Raw genomic sequence first — 18,908 nt, forward strand, 5'->3', positions numbered from 1 at the left:
GTATGGAAACAAAGGTACTCACGCCCGCCGTGCCAATGAGTGCTGAATAAACAACCCTCACGGTGAATGAGTTCTCATCCAATTCAAGGAGGCCCGTAGGCCCCCATATTCTGATTCCTCCGATCATGCTGTCAGATCCCCTAGCTGCACCCGCTTGACGTTGTTTTCGTCGTACACCTTGATTGCACGATTGGTCATCGTCAGGCGACCACCACCAGGCGCCGGGCCGTTAAACTCCAGGTTGCCAGCTTTATCGAGGCGCCATCCTTGAACACCGGCGACATAGTTGTCGGACTGCAGCGCCTCTCCAATCTTCAGCATGGTGATGCTGCCGTCCTGGATGAACGCCGACCGCATGAACACCTGTCCATTTTGTACGGTGAATGGTGTGAACACCTGCCCACCCGCTAGCGTGCCAACAATGGCGAAGCGGTCTGCGCTCACAAGGAACTGACTTTGAACAACGCCATCCTCCTCCTCGATGCCAAGTGCAATACCTGCCGCAACCAGTTGGCCGTTAGAGTTGACCTGCATCTTCACCGACCACATCGTGGACAACTTGCCTTCAGTGTCGGCCTGGGCCTGGCTGACGGTCTGGATATCAGCCGTGTTATCACCGATCTTCACACCGATCTGCTGAATAGCCAGGGCCGTGGCCTGACGGTCAGTGACCACAACGCTTTCGAGCTCGGTCACAGCTCCACTGACATCGCCCACATCGGCGGCCAACTCAGTCGTACGCTGCACCATTGCCGCGTTCTTCGTGGCCTGCGTTTTCACCTCCTCCGCAAAGCTGGCCTTGGCGTTAAAGCCCTGGAGCGCATCCGCAAGCTCGCCCTCGCCGTTGTCATCCCTATACGCCGCCTGCAGGACCTGAAGGCTCGACGCCGAGGCCGTCACCACACCGTCAAGCTTGGTGATATCGGCGGTGTTGGTGGAGACCTGCTGAGCCAGGCCGTTCGCAGTCTCTACCGACTGGCCAACATCGAGCCAGTAGGTGGTGTTCGGCGGCGGCTGGTTCTTCGGTACAGCCTGGGCGGCCTGGTAGATTCGACTGCCCTCTACAACCATCTGTCCTTTGAGGTAGGTGGCATCCTTGTTGTAGGGCTTCAACCCACCAAGCGCGGTGATCTGATCCTGCAGGCCCGGGATCTTGTCGATCTGGCTCACGATGTCCTGACCAAGCTCGGTCCGGCCAATCTTGCCGGCGACCAGGTCAAGAACCGGGCCAGCATCGGAGCTGGCCCTGCCCATCACTCCGTTACCCACCGGATAAAACGGACCGATGTTGCCAGTCCGGTCCACAAGGCGAGCCCAGAAGAACAACGTTGCACCCGCCAGCAGTTGCTGCATGCGGTAATCGGCCTGCGGATACGCCAGGTCGGCCAGCTTGGAGGCTGCCGCCAAGTTGTTCGCCGTGCCATACCACAGCTCGGTTCGCTGGGTGTCCTCGGCGCCGGACGGGAAACCCCACTTGATGCCGATGCCGAACAGCTCGCTGGTGGTGGTCAAGAACGCCACCGCCGGCGGCAGGCCAACCTTCCCTTCAAGGTTGGTCAACGCTGACGTGGTCGGGATCGACGAAACGTTGAGAGCGCTGACCGCCCGAACCCGGGCCATGTACTGCCCGGAGTAGATCCCGCGCACATCGACCATTTGCTCAGGGGTGCGCGGCAAGGTGATCCACTCGCGCGCGCCCCACTTCCATTCGACGTCATAAGCCACAGCGCCTGGCGCAGCGTCCCATGCGATAGACATGATCGTCACAGCAATGCCCTGCTCGATCACCACATTCTGGCTAAGCATGACGCGCGCCGGCGCTTCCTGGCTGCCTGCCGGAATGCCGGTGATCGGACGGATGTCGACCACGGCGCCATTGTCGATAGCGTCAAACTTGCTCGGGTCGTGCTGGATAACTTCGAATTGGAACTGGTGCCACTCCGGCCGCGTCACGTTGCGGACGTAGAACTGCATCAGCTTCAGGTCTTCATAGTCCAGAATCCACCCGGCTTCCGCCTGGGGCTGCTCGCTGAAATCTGCCATCAGCGTCACGGCCCGGCCGGAGACCGACTTGACCACCCGCCCCTCTGACTTTCCGCTTGGCAGGTTGACCATCAGCCGTGCGCCCACCGGCACCACGGTATCGCGGTCTAGCGTGACCACGCGGCCCGCAGCTGCCGAGATCCTGCCGCCGTTGTTGCGGCCAACCAGCATGGGGTCAGCCACAGCGATCACTTGCCCAGGCTTAGGGATATCCCCGTCGAGCCCGACGCGAAAGACGGCGCCCTGGGTTTGCAGTTTCTCTGTGAGCGCCGCCCACTGTCCGGCGCGCTGGGCCTGGCCAAGGGATGTGCAACCAATGGCATCAATCGACGTTTCGCGCACAATCCCGCCAAGCTCGACCATTGCCTCATCGTCGAAGACCGGCTCTTTGTCGGTCTCGAAGCCCTGGTCTGGATTGTCCCACGACACCGTGTAAAGACTGTGTCGGTCGCGCGCGCGGGTGCCTTCGTACTTGATGGCGCCCGAGTTGAGGATCTGTGTTTGGTTGTAGGTGTATACCGGATCGCCCGGCATATCGGCATTGACTACGATCTGGCTGCCGTCCCAGTAGGCCAGGCCGTGAAAGATTGAGGCCAGGTCCTGCAGAACTGCGTAGGCCTCGGCCTGCTTCTGGAAGTAAAGGTTGCAAGTGAATCGAGGCTCTTGCCCTCCTTTGCCATCCGGAATCATCTGATCGCAGTACTGCGCAATGCGGTACAGCGCCCAGCGATCAATCATGGTGGCGTCGATTCGGTCGCCCAGCCCGTAATAGGGGTCAAGCACCAGATCATAGAAAATGAATGCTGGGTTGTTGGTGTAGGCCTCCTTGAAGGTGCCATCCCAAATCCCGTTACTTGTGCCGGTCCCTGCTGTGGCGTAAGTGCGAGTAGCTGCGTCGTAGTTAGCTGGGACACGGATGATGCGCCCGCGCATCAGCACGGCAATCTTGGCGATATCGCCACCAAAGGTCTGTGCGTCGTACTCAATGCACCCTACCGACGTCAGCGGATATTCCTGATCGCTGTCCACAACCTCGGCGATGGCCTTGACGATCATCTGATCAACGACCAGGTCGGAGTTGGCATTCGGAGTCAGGCGCCGAACTCGGATGGTCCAGCGGCTACCGGCGGGTAGCTCCAGGCGATGGGCGCGCTCATACTCGGTTACGTTCTTGCGATCGACAGCAGAAGCCAACACCTGGATGTAAGGGCCGTTGTCGGTCGAGATGTCCACGGCGTAATCGATACGAACACCGCTGATGTTGCCCGAGGCATCCTGGCTGCGCAGAGCCGGCCAGCTGAGGCGCAGGCGCACGGCATCGATCACCGAGTTGGTGATGGTATGCAACCACGGTGTGCCGTAGACAAGTTCAGTCTTGACGTCGATTTCGTTGCTTGATTCCGCGATCCCTTCGAGGCGAGGCTGGTTCAGCTCACCGGAGCGGAACTGCCACTTCACGCTGGGATAGTTGATGGTGCCGTCAGGAGCCTGCACCGGAGTGCCGTTCAGCTTTACCGAGCGCAGACCATCAACTGGCCCAACAATCGGGCCCCAGCTCCAAAGGTAGGTAATGCGCGCAGTAGAGATAGACGGCACGCTGTTCGAGGCGATGCTGGGCTGTTTCTGCTTCGCCTGCCCGCCCTTGCTGCCAATGACGGCGCGGCGTTTGCGTGGCGCAACATGGCGCGGCTTCTTTGCTACTGCGCTCATGCGCCCTCCAGAATGCAAAAACCCGCCGAAGCGGGTGTTTTGGATAGATCAATCAGATGTTGTCTTGGGTGTAGATCCCGCCAGACTCGACGGCGCCGCCGATCTCCCGCTCCCCGTACAGCAACGGGTAAGGGTTGCCCTGGGCAATCGTGGTGATCGCCCCGCCGAACCCGTAGCTGGGGTTGTTGCCGTCGTCGTTCTTGCCCTCGGCATTTGCCTTGGTGGTCGGGGATAGCATTTGCACAACACCGCCCAGGCCTACTGCGGCGCCGGCGGCGAGCAGGCCCATGCCCAAAGTGGAAGTCGTGCCGCCAGTGAAAAGGCCCGCCACGATCAGCACCACGCCCAGTAGGGTTTGGAACATCCCTGCCTGCTTGGAGCCCTGCACGATCGGCTGAATGCGGATGTCGCCCCCGGCACGTCCCACCAGCTCAAGTTCCTGCTCGCTGACATTCCGCTCGTCGACGAAAACCGCGAAGACCATGCCGCGCTCATGAGCTGTTCGCATGAACTTCTCAAAGCCCGGCTTCATTGCGCACAGCGCCGCGGTGGCGTCGTGAATGCCGTACAGGTCGAGCCGATACTCCTTACCGAACTTCTTGCCCAGCACGCCGCCGAGCTTGATGGTGCGCATGGTCATGGGCGGTAGTCCTTGTGCCGGAGAATCAGCTTCACCCGGTTGGCCATCGACCATCCGTAGATTTCACGGACAGCCAGGCGACCGTGCATGTGGTGGTAAATGAACGGGCCAGATCCGCCGAGCTTGGGCGCCGGCTCACTAGTGAATGCAGGCTCATCGCCCAGGTAGATCGCGGCATGATTCGGGAAGTAGCACTCCCGCCCTGGCGTCGGGATCTGCAAAACCAGCATGTCACCGCGGCGCGCCTCGTTGACCTGGTAGAAACCGGTGGCCGCGAAGTTGTCTTCGTAGAGGCTCGGCCCGTCTTTCTGCTCCCACCAGAGATCGGAGCGTTCGAAGTTCGGTAGCTGCAACCCCGCTTCCCGGGCGTACCAGTCACGGCACGATGCCCAGCAGTCCAGCAGACCATGAGAAAAGTCCCGGCCCAGCAGCGGCGCCTGGAAGCCCGAAGGTTTGAACCACTCGAAGTCGCCGCCGGGCCAGCCGACAATGCCCCAGGGCAATTCGTGCAACTCGCAACTGACGCGGTCGGCCATGCTCGGCGCCGGCGCCTTGTCGGGATGGCTGTGAATAATCGCCAGCACTTCGCCCCGATCTTCCGCCTGGGCCATGTCCTTGTGATCGATCTGGAAGTGTTCGCGAGGCGTGGCCGCCAGGTTGCCGCAGGGCACGTACTCACGACCGGCAGCCGACTTGATCAGCAAGCCGCAGGCCTCGGCCGGATAAGCACGCTCGGCGTGTGCGCGGATCTCGTCCTGTAACTTTTGGTTGATGCGCATCGCTACCTCGAACTTGCTATCAGGCTCGCGCCCATGGATCCACCAAACCGGCGGGTGTTGCCCCGAAGCTTGCAGCTGCTCCACCAGCCACCGCAGCGATCAAGCGCGGGGTTATCGGTGGGCTGATTCTTCTTGTCGAACATCGCAGTGCCGGTGTATGCGCAGGCCTCTTGCCGGTAGCCGCCACGACAGGCCCACCGGCACAGCTTGGTGATCTGCTGCGCCGGCAGCATCTGGCCTTCCATGTCCGTTGGACTGGATAGCGAGAACGTGACCGAGATGCTGGGTAGTGCCTCGGTCTTCTGCTCGATAAACCAAAGGTTCGTTTTCGACTGGTCGCTGGCTTCTGGATTGCCGTCGGGGAAGTTGGCGGCGTCCAGGAAGTGGCGGAACGTTTCGATCACCTTAACCCGGGCGCCGGCCAAATCGCGAAACTGGAAACACAGGGCAGTGATCGCACCGCGTACACCTCCCAGCTCATCATCCACCTGCAGCGTCGGCGAAGCTGGGCGCCCATCCCCACGGATGTCGAAGCCCTTGGCCTCGATCTGGAGCGGCGAATACAGCTGCCCCTGCCAGATGATGTCGCCCTCATGCGCATGGCCGTGGAAGCGCCAGAGCAAACCGCCCAGGCGCGTAGCGTCCAACTCGTACAGCCTGATCTGGTTACCAGGCTCGAGCTTTTGAAGATCGGTGCTGTAATTCATAAGGCCCCAGAAACAATAAACCCCGCACTTGGCGGGGCTTGGTAAGGGTTAAGGTCGGGGGTTGAATACCTGCTTCACGGTGAACGTGACGGTGTAGATGTTCATGCCGAGGGCTTTCTTCTTGTACCCATTGGCCCGGTACCAGCCTTGGGGCTCACCAGGCGGCGAATAGCGAAAGGCCTTGTAGCCTTCATGCCGATCCAGGAACGCCAGCAACTCGGGCAACTCCTCGCCCGGCAGATCCTCACCGGTGTGCACCAGATTCCACACCTGACTCTTGGTGTTGATGCCAATGCCCCCGGCCTGGACCATGCCGTCGCCAAACTCGTTTTCCCATGTTCGCTGGCTGATATCACCGTCAAGACCGACCTCAACATCAAAAGTAAATGTCTCAGCCATCAACGCCTCCACAGCCGGCCACCCTGGCCCATTTCACGATCAAGGAATTTGCCGAACTGCGTCTCTAGCCCGGCCGACATCGCCTGCCCTTGGCGTGCTGCATCCTGGTCTGTCATGCCCGGCTGGGCCTGCACCGTGATTGGTGCGTTGAAGACAATCTGTGTAGGCCCACTCGGTGCCGACTGGGCACCCGCGCCAACCATTGCGGCCCGCCCGTCGCCAGCTGACTCCAGGCTGCCGACGCCGATCTGCGCGTACGGCTGCTCGCCACCCAACCCCCTGTCGATCCTCGACAGCACAGCGTCAAGCTTGGCACTCGTTTGAGCGGTAGTTACCCGCTCGCCCTCTTGGAGGAACCAGGTGCCATCCTTTGGAACCGCGTCTATACCGTCGTGCGCCATACCCGCCAGCGCAGTCATGCCGACAGCCGAAGCCAGCGGCCCGGTAACAGCCATGGCCGTGGCCATCGCTGCCGGAGCTGCCGCAGGTCCAATGATGGGAATGCCAGCGGTGGCGGCATAGGCGTTAAGGCCTGCCGTTAGAGACATGGCCTGCGCATTGGCGCCTAGGGTGCCGGCGGCGCTTGCCTGGGTGGTCTTGCCCACCAGCAGCTGTACGCCCTGGTAGATCAGCCACTGAGCCGCCATGTCACCCAGCGCCTTGAGCATCGACTTGGCGAAGTTCCCAACCATGTCGCCAAGGGCGTCACCGGCATCCTCGGCACCGCTGGCCACATCTGAGAAGAAAGTGCCAAGCCCGCTAGTGCCCTCTTGCAGAGCCGTGTTGGTTATGTCTGCCGCCTGAGCCGAATAGTCCCGCGCTGCATCGGCATAGTTGGCCCAGGCCTCGTTGACGCCATTCATCCAGTTGGTTTGCTGCTCATCCGTGGCGTCGTAGAAATCCTGCTGAGCCTGGAGGCGCTTGTCGAGCTCGGCCTGCAGTACCGCCGTCTCGTTCTGGTAAAGCTCCGGCGTTATCTCGCCGCTGTTGCGCTGCTTTACCAGTTCGTTGACGTCAGCGGCGTACTTCTGGCGCATTGCCAGGTCAGCGCGCATTCGGTCGCGGGCCTTGTCGCCCATGCCCACGCCCGCCAGCTCCTGCTCAAATCCGTCCTTCGTGGTTTGGGTAGTCAGCGCCTGGGCATTCTTGAACGCCGTCAGCTTTAGGTCGTCCTCGTTGGCCTTCTTCAGCTTGTTCAACGCATCCAGTTCGGCAGCCATGCCCTGGAGTTTTTTCTTCTGCGCCTCGCTCAGCTTGCCGAGCTTCCCTTCCTGGAGTTCGAAGGAAAGCTTCATCACCTCCGTGGCTTCGTTCTGCTTGTTGCCGGTGGTGTTGATCAGCTCGATTTGACGCCTGTAGCCCTCTTCGGCGGTGTCGAAGGACTTGAGCTGCTGCTTGGTGGCGGATTGGGTCTCGCTGGTGTTCTTGCGCAGCGCCTTGGAAGCAGCGTCATCTTTCTCTTTTTGTGAGTCTTTCGCTGCTGCCGCCGAACGTATTGCAACTGCCTGCGCCTCCGTGAGTAGAGTGTTGTCTTTGATGTACCTGTTTGCGGCATCCAGGTACGTCTTGTCTTGCGCGGCGGCCAGCTGCTTTAGAAGCTGGTCAAGGTATTTTTGGCCGTCCTGAGCTGCCTGGGCCTTTGCTGCAGCATTCTCCAGCTGTGCCCGAGTGTTGGCATCGGTTGCGCCGGTTAGCTGATTCAGCTTTGCGCGCTGGTCGTCGAGGGCTGCACTTAGATCGGTGACAGGGATCTGGCTGCTCTCAATGGCGGCAGCCATCGATTCAGTAACACCCGGAATAAGGCGCAGCTGGTCAGCGACGAGTTTCCAGTCGACGGCAATACCGGCCGCCTGATCTTTGGATGCTTGGCGAACAAGGTCCAGGGCCTGCTGCGCTTGAGCTGGCAACGGCGTTAAGCCAGCCATGAGACCATCCGCGCCGGCGGCACCCATCCCTCGAAGATCGCTTTCGAACTTATCTGCGATTGCGCCGGACATTTGCCCGAGCTTGGACTGCATGTCCTCGATCTTCGACTCAAGTTCGCGCAATGTTACGGACTGAGTGGCACGATTCAATTTCAAAAATCGCTCAGCGATCTTATCAATTGGGTCTGCCAGATCTCCTAGCTTCTTCTCCAGCGTACTGGTGTTGTCGCGTAGCGTCAGAAAAGCAGTAGCAACACCAATGGCCAGAACCGCGATGCCGAGTGGGCCGCCGAGGACGGCCGCCAGGCTCCAAGAAGAACGTCCGGCGGCGGCTTGTGCAGTAGCGGCGGCCGCCGTAGCGCGAGCCTCAACCATCCTGGCTTCTGCGAGCTGCAACGACATCTGTGTTTGGACGGCTGTGCCTCGGGCGGCGATGGCTTCTTTTTCAGCCAGAAATACTGTTGTTTGGGCTTTTTGCTGTTCGGCCTGGGCAGCAAGCAAGACGGCTGCAGCTTGAGCTTTTCTGGCGATCGCTTCGGATATGGCGTTCTTGGTCGCCACCAGTGAGGCGGCGGCAGAACCGGCAAGTTGGCGGGCGTATCCAGCGAGAGCGCCGACAGCAACAACCCCAGCGATATCCGCGAGGGTTTCGAAATTGTCACCGAGTACGCTGATACCCTTCGCCAGCAAGCCTGTGCCGTCCGTGGTTTCGTTCAGCTTGCCGATATATACCGTAAAAGAGTTTTCCAGGTTTTGAAGCGCGTCACGCACTGCTACGCCCATGCTGTCAGCAAGCAGACCATTGGCGTCAGCGGACTTCTGAAGCCCTTCCGTCAATATGTCTAGGCTTAGCTTGCCCTGGGCTCCAAGACTGCGGATCTCTTCAGCAGTCTTCCCGGTGGATTTGGCAATGGTGTCAACAACCGTAGGCATGGCCGCAAGGATGGCCTGCCATCCATCAGCCTCTACCTTGCCAGTCTGGAGTGCCTTCGAGTAGGCATCGATTGCCGAACTGGCCTTTTCTGCTGATGCGGAGTTGGTTACCAAAAGGAAGCTGAAACTGTCCATCACATCCAGCGCCTGGCTGGTGTTGTAGCCCATCGACTTAAGGCTATCCGATGTGCGGATGTACAGTTCTTGTGCTTCGGCGAGTGGGCGGTAGGTGCGCTTCGCCGTGTCTAGGAGGCGGTCTTGAACCAAGTTGTACTCGCTAACACTGCTGGTCGCCATTCCAAGGCGATCCGACATTTGCGAGTAGGAGTCGGCGGTTTTTATGATGGCGCCTACCGACACCGCGCCGACCGCCAAGGCCATCGCACTCTTAATGAGTCCGCCGGCCGCTTGGGCGCTGGACCCGGCACGATCGAACGCATCATCCACACGGCCCAGACTTTTGTCGATCTTGCTCGACGCTTGGCCGACACTCGAATCAGCCCTCGCCATTTCCTGACGCAACTGGGCAGTGGTCGCCTCGATGCGGACGAGCATCCCTTGTACGTCGGTGTCAGCCATGCTTTTCTCCAGGCAATAAAAAACCCACCGGAGTGGGCTTTATTCAAAAACAATATCAATCCAAATAAAACTTTTGTTCAACCCCAAATATAGGGATTAGTGATAACGCCCTATCTAATCGGCCAACATCAAAGCGCTTCATGAAGACCATTTCCAAATCCGACAGAGTACTCAGCCCTATTTGAACTTCGCGAGCTGAAACGCCAGTGTATGTTCCAGAGTCAGTCCAAAGATCCGCAAAATATGTACACAAGGCCTTTGCGTCACCACGGTCAGTTTGAAACTCTATCAAAACACTTGGTTCGGACGGAATCATGTCTCCCCTCGACATTACCGCTTGAGTGGCGCGGCTGAAATCTTCAACCTTCCGCTTATTTGGATCGGGCTGAATGGCTGTGGCGCTGATAATTTTGGCTCCTCGAACCTTTTCTTTAACTACGCCTATGCAGTCGCGCATGATCGCGGCAGACAGCGCTCTTTTTGGAGGGACGAACGCAATAGACCCGATTATGAAAATGGCCACCACAGTGACAGCCACGATAGAAATTTTTGCTCCCTTCCCCATTACGTCTCTCCATCAAAGTTAGACGGGGAGAATAGCAAACTCGATCTAGGCAGCCTGCCTCCCTGTGAGCGCTTGCCGCAGCTTATCGGCCACAGTCGACGCAGATGGCTTATCGGCCTTGGGCTTGGCCTTTCCACCGCCGAAGGGGTTCGTCATCTGCGCCCATTCGATTTTGGCGTCCATGGCCAGGAACAGTTCAGGGATCGGTGTGGCCCAGGCCAGTTCGGGCGACCAGCCCAACCAGCCGGTGGCTACCGCGTAGAGCCGGTCGACGTAGCTGCCGTTTTCGACAGCACTTACGCCGCCGCCGGCTTTTCCTTTCCCGCGTCGGGGCCTTTCGGGTTGTACAGCGCGACTAGGTAAGCGTTCAACTGCACGGATACATCAAGGACGCCAGCCTGCCAAACCTGCTCAGCAACGGCCTCGGCTGCTTTGCCGGTCAGCCCGGCGCCGCCAGCGATGATCACCGCGCAGCCGTCGATGCTCAGTGCATTGATTGCCTGGGATGCGCCGCGCAGCCCGCCGAAGTGGGCCTCAATGGCCCGCACCGCGCCAAGCGTGGGCTTGAGGGTGTACGTCTCGCCGTCGAGACTGATGTCGACAGTACCGAAAAGGGTCTTGCTCATGCGTCGAATCCTTGGGGTTCGGGGCCGAAGCCCCTCAGGTTAAGCCGCTGCAGCCGGGAGAATTTCCAGGATGTCGGAGTTGATGCCGATGGTGACGTTGCGGCGAACCACGTTGTCAGCGGCGCCGGCGGCGACGGTGTTGTTCATCACCTTGCCACGCAGGTAGAAGGTAGTCGGCAGCAGCGCAGGGGTGGCATCAGGATCACCATCGTTCAGAGTGATCTTGATGTTGTAGTCGCCCTTGCTGCGATCCTTGTGAGCGATCTTCAGCTTGGCCTGGCCCAGGTCACCGTTGTCGAGGCCGACAGCCAGAGTCAGGTCACCAGCATCAGCGGTGCCCTTGTACTTGCGAACTCGGCCATCGCGCAGCGAGGTGAAGGTCACGGAGCTGAACGTGTCACCAAACTCGCCCAGGTCTTCCACTTCGCCAATTTCGACGTAGGTGTCTGCCTTGTAGAGCGCTTCGGTGTCCGCGCCGTTCTTGCTGCCGATGCTGATCCGGCAGCCGGCGGCTGTGTTGAGGTTGTCGTCGGCCATGGGGGGTCCTCCAAAGGCACATTGGATAAAGCCGCGATGCGGCCGGGTGTTGGGTTTAGTGGGTGGTGATAACGCGGACCGTGATCGATCCTTGGTACGTGACGCCGTCAGCATCGCGCTGGGCGTCGGCTTGCTCTACCCGGACCGACACTGCCCGCCCGACTGTCAGCGGCAAGCGGCGCTCATCCAGAGCCGTCACAACCTCGCCGAGGATGCGCTTCACCTCGGCCTGGCCATGAGCGTCCGACCAAACCGACAGGTAGACCAGGCGCTGCTGACGCTTCCTGCCGGCAATGGGAGAGATATTGGTGGATATCTCGCGGTCAATGGAAACGTATGGCATCGGCGAATCCATGGGCGCGCCATCGTAGATCGGGCATGAAACCTCAGCCGCGAGCCTGGCGAACAGCGCCTCCTGCAGCGCAACAGACGGATCAGCCATTGGTAAGCCCCTTGCTCGCCTTGCTCAGCGTTCGACCGATGGCGGCCTTGATGTTGGCCACCACATACTCCCGATTCACGTCCTTCGCTGGGCGAAGCCATGGATGCGCGGGGCGCGCTGGGATGTCCGGGTACTTCCCGAAGAAGCTTGAGCCGTCCGCCTTATTCGTCGGCCGGCGAGTTCTGCCACCGGCGCGCTTGTTGCCGCTATAGCCCTTGGTCCCGTACTCCACAAACCTCATGTAGAAGAACCGTTGCTTGTTCTTCTTGCCACGGATACCGATCTGGGCGTCCAAACCGCTTTGCGAAACAAACACCGTCAGAGCGGCAGCGGCGGCCCCGGTATCTTTCGGGATCAGGTTCTTCATCGTCGAAAGAATGCGCTCGGCACTATCGCGCATCACCGGTGCCAACTCGTTATCCATGGATTGATGGAGTGTGCGTAGCGTGCGGCGAAGCTTGAAATCGCCGGACATGCGCGAGCGGCGAGCGGCCATGAATTACTCCTTGGCCTTTCCGGCCTTTTCAGCGGCGGCGGGCGCCTCGGGCGCAAGCTCGACCAAGCCGCGGCCCACCAGGTCGGCACCAAGCTTGGCGTCAACCGTGAATTCTTCACCCTTCTCCCGGTCGCCAGTAGCGCCGGAAAGAGTGCCCAAGGCAACTACTTTCATGTTTCACCTCTACGGATTGGGTACGTTTGAACAGAGCAATCGAAGCATGTCGCGCTCATTGTTCGGCAGAGCGGCTTCGATCAGGTAGGTGGTGGCGATACCGTTTGCCGTGTGCACCAGGCGGTTCCCCGCTACAGCGTCAGCCCTGGGCCGAATAATGATCTCGGCGGTCACCAGCGCTTTCACCTGCTCAGCGACCGGTGCGGTGCGCCCGGTAGGCAGCGTGATCTCCGAATAAATCTTTCCGAGATCAATCCACGCGACGTCAAAGCCACCGGTTGCATTTTTAACGCGACTCGGTCTTTGCAGCATGCAGCGGTGCCGTAACTGTCCGGCTCTCATGGCACCCCCCCAGGCACGGGATCAAGCACGCCGCGCCAGTTCCTGGAAGCCCACAATAATGACTCAACCCCCATCGGCAATACCGCAGTGATGGTGCCGATCACGACCGCCTCGCGAGTCGAGTACGAATGCCCCAGTAAAAGCAGCAGTGCGTTCTTGAACGAAGCCGGGAAATCCGCCACCAACTTGAGCGCCGGGTTATCGCAATACCACAGCGCCCAAGCCAGGGCCGATTCGGCGTAGAGCTCGATCAGGTCGTCATCGTCTTCATGGTCGACGCGCAGATGCTTTCGCATCAAGGCTATCGGCAGCAGATCGGTGACGGGGATGCTCATTTTTTACCGCCTGCCTTCTTGGTGGTTTCGGTGGTGGCTTCTGGCTCTGGCTCTGGCTCTGGCTCTGGCTCTGGCTCTGGCTCTGGCTCTGGCTCTGGCTCTGGCTCTGGCTCTGGCTCCAGGATTGGATCGACCTCAACCTCTTCTGCCAAGTCCAATCCGATCAAAGCCTCGGCATATTCGTCCTTTACTTCACGAACTTCGAACTGGCTGAAGTTGCCGGCGTGATAGTGCGAAAACTGGCGCAACGCTCGAATCTTGATCATGACGCAATCGGGGCAGTTACCTGCCCCGGCCTCGGTTATGGTGCGGTTGCGAAAGGACCGGTGATGATCGCGGTTGGCCGGTAGTGAGCCAGGGCCAGGCGCTCTTCACAGAGGATCGTCAGCATGTTCTTGACGAAGTTGTCGCGATCTTCGCGACTGACTTCGACGGTTGCGTCCATGCGGTCCCAGACCTGGGATGCCAGATCAAAGCCGCCGACGGTGAACGTGCCCAGGGCTTGAGCTTTAGTCGCAACGACCGGCAGGCCCCACATGACCTTGGCAGCGAAGGCAGCTGGGCCACCGAAAATGTAGCGACCATCGGCATCTTTCAGCAGCGCGATTGCATGCCAGTCGCGCGGGTTGAGGATGATGCCGGAGGCTTCAAACTCAGACTCACTGGTTTGGAAGATAGCGTGGGCAATCTTGTCAGCACGGGTGTCACCGGTCACGTTCAGCGTTGCGTCGTAGGCCGTGGCAACCTTATTCAGGCCGGTCAGGTTGTCGCCGGTACCGTCACCGTTCAACAACTGCCCTTCCTCAACCAGGGCCAGGCCGAACAACAGCCGGTTGTTCACGTACGACTCGAGCATCGGGGCATCGTCCATAACCTGACGCGAGGCCTGGATCCAGTGAGCGATGGTTTTGACGTTTGCCGTTTCCTTGGTGAACGTCAGGTTAGACTCGGGCTTCAGCGTGCCCTCGGCGACCGGCGCCGCACTGTTGGTAAAGATGTTCTCGCGAACATATTCCAGCGAGTTCGAACTGATACGGCCCTGGGCCAGCAGGTCGCGGATGGTGAGGCGGCGAAGGCCGGGCATCAGGATGCCAGCGTTGCGCTGCGGCTCAATCAATGCGCCGGCGGAACCAGCGGTGCTGCCCAGTTGTTTGTTGAAGCTCTTCACGTCGACCTTGCCCGAGGACTTACCGTCCCAGGACTTTTGAAGATCGATTGCCGTTTGCTCTGCAAATGACTTCTTCGTTTCCGGGTTGTCCAGGTTGCCTGAAGCAAGTTTCTGCTCCAGGTCAAACAGTCGGGTACCGGACTTGGTCAACTCTTCCTGGACGGTTTGGAGGTCGGCCTGCAGCTTCTTGCTGACCGCGCCGGTCTCGGTGATTTCTTTCTTCTGCGCTTCGAACAATTGAGTCATGTTCGTTTGCGCGTCTTCGATAGCCTTTTGGATTTGGGCCAATTCGGACATGGTTTATTTTCCTACAGTTGGGAAGGACTTGAGGCGATCCAAGATCGCGGTGATTTCGCCACCTTCGGAATCGCTCCGAACTGCGGACTTGATGCGGGCGATTAGCGCCTGCGCTTCGGACTTGGAAAGACCGGCGGATTCCCTCAGCCAGCTTTCCGCATCACGGATACTTTCGATTGCGTCCATACTTTTGAGCGTGGACACCATGGCCTGCTCGTTCGCAGGGAACGTGCAAACGCTGATCTCGCTGAGGCGCGAGACATTGGTAAATGAATAGCCGGAGGCAATTTGTGAAAAGTCCCCTTTGGCAGCGGAAAACCCGACGGACATACCGCCCACCGTGCCGTGGATCATGGCTGCCTTCAGTGCCTCGGACTGCGGGTTCCCCGGGGTAAGCTCACCTTTCACATGCAGGCCCGTGCTGTCCTCGGCGAGGCCGAGCCACTTGCCAACCGGGATTTCGTTGCGGCGATGGTTGAAAAACATCGCCACGGCACGAGACTGACTCTTCAGCGCATTCGCGAAAGCGCCCGGCTGAATGATGTCGCCGTCGCTATCGACAACCCCGAACACGCTGGCATAGCCCTCGAACACACCCTGCGCGCCACCATCAGAAAACTTGATTGAGGCCTGCTCAAAGGCCAGCGTCTTGCAAATACTCGGCATTTCAGCCTCCAGAAAAACTAAACCCCGCTGGGTGCGGGGTTTGTTTGGCCAAGTTGGGTAAGCGGTACGTTCTGCGACTGCCTGGTGGCGACATCGCCACCGGCAACGGGCGGCCGGTTGTTGACTCGCCTGCCTTCATTGATGGTGAGTAAGCCGGTATCCACAAGAGTTTTCATGTAGTTCGCCCTGGCGGTCGAGTCGCCGCTCAGAAGTCCGTCGCGGTTGTGCTCTGCATGAAGCCGGCCGAGGTCGGATGGCCTAACCAGCCAGCGCAGGATGCTGCATTCCCAAATCTCCAAGTAGGGATCAAGGGCGTACTGTAGGAAGCCGAGGTTCTGTTGCTCGATACCTGAGCCCCAACTGGTGGACTTTTCGACATCGCCCACCAGGTGAGGAGGCACACCAAAGAATCTGGCCAATTCGCTAACCTGAAACTTACGCGCCGCCATCGTTTCAGCGTCCTGCGGGCTTACACCAATAGCCTGGGTGGTAAAACCGCCCTCAAGGATCCAGAGCCGCTTTTTCACCGGTCCGCCGGATATTTCCTTGAAGTTCTCTTCAACCTGATCACGCTGTTCTTTATTGAGAACCTTGCCATCACCGGTCATCAGCAACTGCGGAGACTTCGCCCCGTTCGCGTAGAAGTCTCGCTGCTGATCCTCCATGGCCACCGCCACACCCGCGCTCTTGGCCGCAAACGCGATCGGGGAAAGCCCTACGAGACCATTGAAGCCGAAGCCCTTGAGGTGGAAGATCTCTGATTGTTTGAAGTCAGCGTACTCATTGTCGCGGCGATATCGATACACAACCTTACGGCCTTCAAGCCTGACGTCCATGTTGGCTGAAAGAAGCGGAACAAGACTGATCACATCCCCGGTGCTGTTCCGCTCGATCAGTGCGTAAGCGTTTCCGTAATAGCAGAGTTGCATCGTCATCGACACGCGGAAGTCGAAGGCGGTCATGAAAGAATTGGGGCTGTACCGCAGCAACCGTGCCAGAGGATTATTGAGATCCGCTTTCCTGCGGTCATCACCCGTTGTTTCAAATACATCCAACGGCATACACGCCGTGACGCTGGATATCAGCCTTACACATGCGAATACCGTTGATATCTGGAGCGATCGCTCATCGTTGACGACCGAATCACCCACTACACCCTGGGCAGACACAGGGCCTGTCTGCGAACCTTTTTCAGGTGTAACCAGGCGGCCGCCGACAAAGAAGCTCGCCATACGCGCCCAGAATGGACTGCGCGTGCGCAGGTCGATGCTGTAGTCGGTATCTGCCATTACATGCTCATCGGTCTGGAGAGGAAGTCGTCGACAGAGCCTTGCACCTCAGCGTTCGCCAGGATGCGGCCTATCGTCATGATCAGCGCGACAGCGCCGTCGATTTTGTTGTCATCACCCTGCTTGATCGGGCGCACTACGTCATCGTTGCCTGGCAAGTTCTTGCCGATAACGTTGCCGATACACCAGGTCATGATCGGGTTGCCGTCATGATGAAAACGGCCAGCCTCTATCGCGGCCTCCAGCTCTTTCATCGGATCTGACATGTTGGTGTAGTTCTGCGTGATCGTGACCGGATTGAAACCCTGGTCATCAAGGTCATGACTCAAGCCTGTCGCGCCATGAGGGTCAATCGGGCATTCGCGCACCGGGGCGTGGTGGTTCGCTTCCTTGGTGTCCTCAAGGATCTCGCGATAGTCCACCTCCGCACCGTCGGTCACATCCAGATGCTTGGAATGAATCCAGGCCTGGAAGCGCTCAGCCATGCGCTTGTTATCGGTGTTGAAGGCGGTGTCGTAGGGAACCCAGAACTTCGGCGCAATGCTGTAGTAGTGATTCTTCCCATCAATGACGCGCCAGAACAACCTGGCCCTTGAGTTCATATCGAGCTTGCGCGCCAAGTCGAAACCGGCAATCCACTCCTGCCCCTCGAACTGCTCTAGGGTCAGCGACGTGTCTTCGCAAGCCTTCCAGCTTTCCATGTTGTAGAAGCCTGACTTGGCGCTCACCCAAAGGTTGAGGTGTTTCGTTTTGAAGGTGTTGGCAAAGCGAGCCGAGCGAATGGCTCGGGCCTGCTGACTCTCCAGGTACTCCTGAAACACCGAGACGCCGTGGTTCGGGTTGGCCTTGGCCAGCATCTTCGGATCGGTCCAGTCGTCGCCCTCATCGAGCGTCCAGATCCAGCCGAACAACTCTTCGTCCGGCACCGTACCGGCCAGCATCTCGACGACCTGGCGGCGCTTGTCGTAGCACGGACCCTCAATGTCGGCGCCGGCCGTGGTGATGATGAACATCAGCGGCTGACGCCGTGCGCCCATGCCTGTGAGCATGGTGTCGTACTGGGCCGAGGTTGGGTGTTCGTGGTATTCGTCGACGATGGCGCAGCTCGGTGATGCACCGTCACCCGGGTTACCGATCAATGGCTCAAACCGGCTGAAGTCGGACGGAATGTTCATGTTCGAGGCGTTCACCTCGATTCCGGCGGCCTGAATCAGCATCGGCGACTTGCTGACCATCAGCTTGGCGGGCCGGAAAACCTCCCACGCTTGCTTCTCTGTGGTCGCACCGGCGTACACCTCGGCACCGAATTCGCCATCGGCAACGAACATGCTGATGCCAACACCACCGGCAACAACTGATTTGCCGTTCTTCCTGGGCACTTCCCAGTAGCTTTCACGGAACCGGCGGTGGCCGCCCTTCTTCTTGACCCAACCGAATGTAACGGCCAGGCCGAAAAGCTGCCAAGGCTCCAGCGTGATCAGCTGACGCTTGAATGCCCACTCGCCCTTGGTGTGCGGGAGCAACTGCATCAGCTTGAGCTTTTTCTCTGCCTTCGCCGGATCGAACTTGAAACGGAAACCGCGCTTTCGGCTGGCCGCCAGATCATCGAAGTGGCGCTGCACTGCCTGGTGGATATATCGGCACGCCGGCACCTTGCCGCGGAGCAATGACCGACCCCACGCCTTTGCCTTGTCGACATTGGGGTGGGCAGATTTGGTCATCAGGTTCTCAGTAGGTTGGCAAATTCGTTGGTTTCTTTCTCCTTGTTGCCGCCGATCAGTCGGGTGCGGCTGGCCGGGTCCAGACCCAGCATCGAACCGAAGGTCACCATCTGGCGCATCGTTTCGTTCGCGGCGGTAAGTGCGGGGTTCTTCATCGGCCCGCCCGTGGCACCGGTGACGACGATGCCATGCTGCGTGATTGATTCCTGAGCAAGCCTCCAGTTGTCGTAGGCGCTACAGAAGGCCTCGACGTTGTGCAGGTCCGTGATCGCCACCACGTTCTCGCGCAGTAGCTCTGGAACAATCATGTTCCACATAGTGGCTGCCCGAGGGCTGAACCAATCCGGCGGGTCGATCTGAGTGATCTTGGAAAACTGCGGCTCGGCTGTATTAAGCGCGCGCTTGCCGGGGTTTCCGGCGAGTGCTTTTTTGGCCGTTGGCTTGGGTTTGCGACCACGGCCGGCGACCGTGGCGGTGCCTCCCATCGCGCAACTCCTGAATTTTTAATTTCGCGGGTGTAAGAAAAAGGCCAAGG

Annotated in this window: 21 protein-coding genes; all 21 read right to left on the bottom strand. The window is 59.3% G+C overall.

Going from position 1 to position 18,908, the window contains the following annotated elements; genetic code table 11:
• Positions 1 to 123: 123 nt before the first annotated feature.
• The 21 genes from WH299_RS05430 to WH299_RS05530 are packed head-to-tail and all read right to left on the bottom strand — an operon-like array spanning position 124 to position 18,858.
• The gene (locus tag WH299_RS05430; protein ID WP_339549776.1) at positions 124 to 3,753 is read right to left on the bottom strand and encodes a host specificity protein J; all 3,630 of its coding nucleotides are present in this window, start codon (positions 3,751 to 3,753) and stop codon (positions 124 to 126) included.
• 52 nt (positions 3,754 to 3,805) lie between these two features.
• Positions 3,806 to 4,393 (bottom strand): tail assembly protein, encoded by a 588-nt coding sequence (locus WH299_RS05435; protein WP_339549777.1) that lies wholly within the window; start codon positions 4,391 to 4,393, stop codon positions 3,806 to 3,808.
• Entirely contained in the window at positions 4,390 to 5,172 is a 783-nt protein-coding gene (locus WH299_RS05440; protein WP_339549778.1) for a C40 family peptidase, read from the bottom strand. Before WH299_RS05440 ends, WH299_RS05435 begins: the two co-directional genes overlap by 4 nt.
• A gap of 2 nt (positions 5,173 to 5,174) precedes the next feature.
• Positions 5,175 to 5,879 carry a phage minor tail protein L gene (locus WH299_RS05445; protein ID WP_339549779.1) on the bottom strand — a complete coding sequence of 235 codons (705 nt, stop codon included), beginning with the start codon at positions 5,877 to 5,879 and terminating at the stop codon, positions 5,175 to 5,177.
• Between the two features lie 48 nt (positions 5,880 to 5,927).
• Positions 5,928 to 6,278: a phage tail protein gene (locus WH299_RS05450; protein WP_177089989.1), complete on the bottom strand. Its 351-nt coding sequence runs from the start codon at positions 6,276 to 6,278 to the stop codon at positions 5,928 to 5,930.
• Entirely contained in the window at positions 6,278 to 9,715 is a 3,438-nt protein-coding gene (locus WH299_RS05455) for a tape measure protein (protein WP_339549780.1), read from the bottom strand. Before WH299_RS05455 ends, WH299_RS05450 begins: the two co-directional genes overlap by 1 nt.
• A 55-nt stretch (positions 9,716 to 9,770) precedes the next feature.
• A complete protein-coding gene (locus WH299_RS05460; protein ID WP_339549781.1) occupies positions 9,771 to 10,280 on the bottom strand; it encodes a hypothetical protein in 510 nt (169 codons plus the stop codon).
• Between the two features lie 45 nt (positions 10,281 to 10,325).
• Positions 10,326 to 10,520 carry a hypothetical protein gene (locus tag WH299_RS05465; protein WP_339549782.1) on the bottom strand — a complete coding sequence of 65 codons (195 nt, stop codon included), beginning with the start codon at positions 10,518 to 10,520 and terminating at the stop codon, positions 10,326 to 10,328.
• Positions 10,521 to 10,576: 56 nt separating this feature from the next.
• Positions 10,577 to 10,906: a hypothetical protein gene (locus WH299_RS05470; RefSeq protein WP_339549783.1), complete on the bottom strand. Its 330-nt coding sequence runs from the start codon at positions 10,904 to 10,906 to the stop codon at positions 10,577 to 10,579.
• Positions 10,907 to 10,945: 39 nt separating this feature from the next.
• Positions 10,946 to 11,443, bottom strand: coding sequence for a hypothetical protein (locus WH299_RS05475; RefSeq protein ID WP_010564196.1), 498 nt, complete (start codon positions 11,441 to 11,443; stop codon positions 10,946 to 10,948).
• Positions 11,444 to 11,498: 55 nt separating this feature from the next.
• On the bottom strand, positions 11,499 to 11,885 hold the full coding sequence (locus tag WH299_RS05480) for a DUF3168 domain-containing protein (RefSeq protein WP_339549784.1): 387 nt from the start codon (positions 11,883 to 11,885) through the stop codon (positions 11,499 to 11,501).
• Positions 11,878 to 12,381: an HK97-gp10 family putative phage morphogenesis protein gene (locus WH299_RS05485; RefSeq protein ID WP_339549785.1), complete on the bottom strand. Its 504-nt coding sequence runs from the start codon at positions 12,379 to 12,381 to the stop codon at positions 11,878 to 11,880. The genes WH299_RS05480 and WH299_RS05485 overlap by 8 nt, the downstream gene beginning before the upstream one ends.
• Positions 12,382 to 12,384: 3 nt before the next feature.
• Positions 12,385 to 12,555, bottom strand: a complete 171-nt coding sequence (locus tag WH299_RS05490) for a hypothetical protein (protein WP_339549786.1) — start codon at positions 12,553 to 12,555, stop codon at positions 12,385 to 12,387.
• 9 nt (positions 12,556 to 12,564) lie between these two features.
• Entirely contained in the window at positions 12,565 to 12,897 is a 333-nt protein-coding gene (locus tag WH299_RS05495) for a head-tail adaptor protein (protein WP_339549787.1), read from the bottom strand.
• Positions 12,894 to 13,232 (bottom strand): head-tail connector protein, encoded by a 339-nt coding sequence (locus WH299_RS05500; RefSeq protein ID WP_339549788.1) that lies wholly within the window; start codon positions 13,230 to 13,232, stop codon positions 12,894 to 12,896. Before WH299_RS05500 ends, WH299_RS05495 begins: the two co-directional genes overlap by 4 nt.
• A complete protein-coding gene (locus tag WH299_RS05505) occupies positions 13,229 to 13,498 on the bottom strand; it encodes a hypothetical protein (protein WP_339549789.1) in 270 nt (89 codons plus the stop codon). The genes WH299_RS05500 and WH299_RS05505 overlap by 4 nt, the downstream gene beginning before the upstream one ends.
• 35 nt (positions 13,499 to 13,533) lie before the next feature.
• Entirely contained in the window at positions 13,534 to 14,697 is a 1,164-nt protein-coding gene (locus WH299_RS05510) for a phage major capsid protein (protein WP_339549791.1), read from the bottom strand.
• Between the two features lie 3 nt (positions 14,698 to 14,700).
• Entirely contained in the window at positions 14,701 to 15,363 is a 663-nt protein-coding gene (locus WH299_RS05515; RefSeq protein ID WP_339549793.1) for an HK97 family phage prohead protease, read from the bottom strand.
• Between the two features lie 17 nt (positions 15,364 to 15,380).
• Positions 15,381 to 16,652, bottom strand: a complete 1,272-nt coding sequence (locus tag WH299_RS05520) for a phage portal protein (protein WP_339549794.1) — start codon at positions 16,650 to 16,652, stop codon at positions 15,381 to 15,383.
• A complete protein-coding gene (locus WH299_RS05525) occupies positions 16,652 to 18,373 on the bottom strand; it encodes a terminase large subunit (protein ID WP_339549795.1) in 1,722 nt (573 codons plus the stop codon). The genes WH299_RS05520 and WH299_RS05525 overlap by 1 nt, the downstream gene beginning before the upstream one ends.
• Positions 18,373 to 18,858, bottom strand: coding sequence for a phage terminase small subunit P27 family (locus WH299_RS05530; RefSeq protein WP_028619174.1), 486 nt, complete (start codon positions 18,856 to 18,858; stop codon positions 18,373 to 18,375). The genes WH299_RS05525 and WH299_RS05530 overlap by 1 nt, the downstream gene beginning before the upstream one ends.
• Positions 18,859 to 18,908 lie beyond the last annotated feature (50 nt).

Origin of the sequence: Pseudomonas sp. MYb541, assembly GCF_037479595.1 — a bacterium.
Classification (GTDB): domain Bacteria; phylum Pseudomonadota; class Gammaproteobacteria; order Pseudomonadales; family Pseudomonadaceae; genus Aquipseudomonas; species Aquipseudomonas canadensis.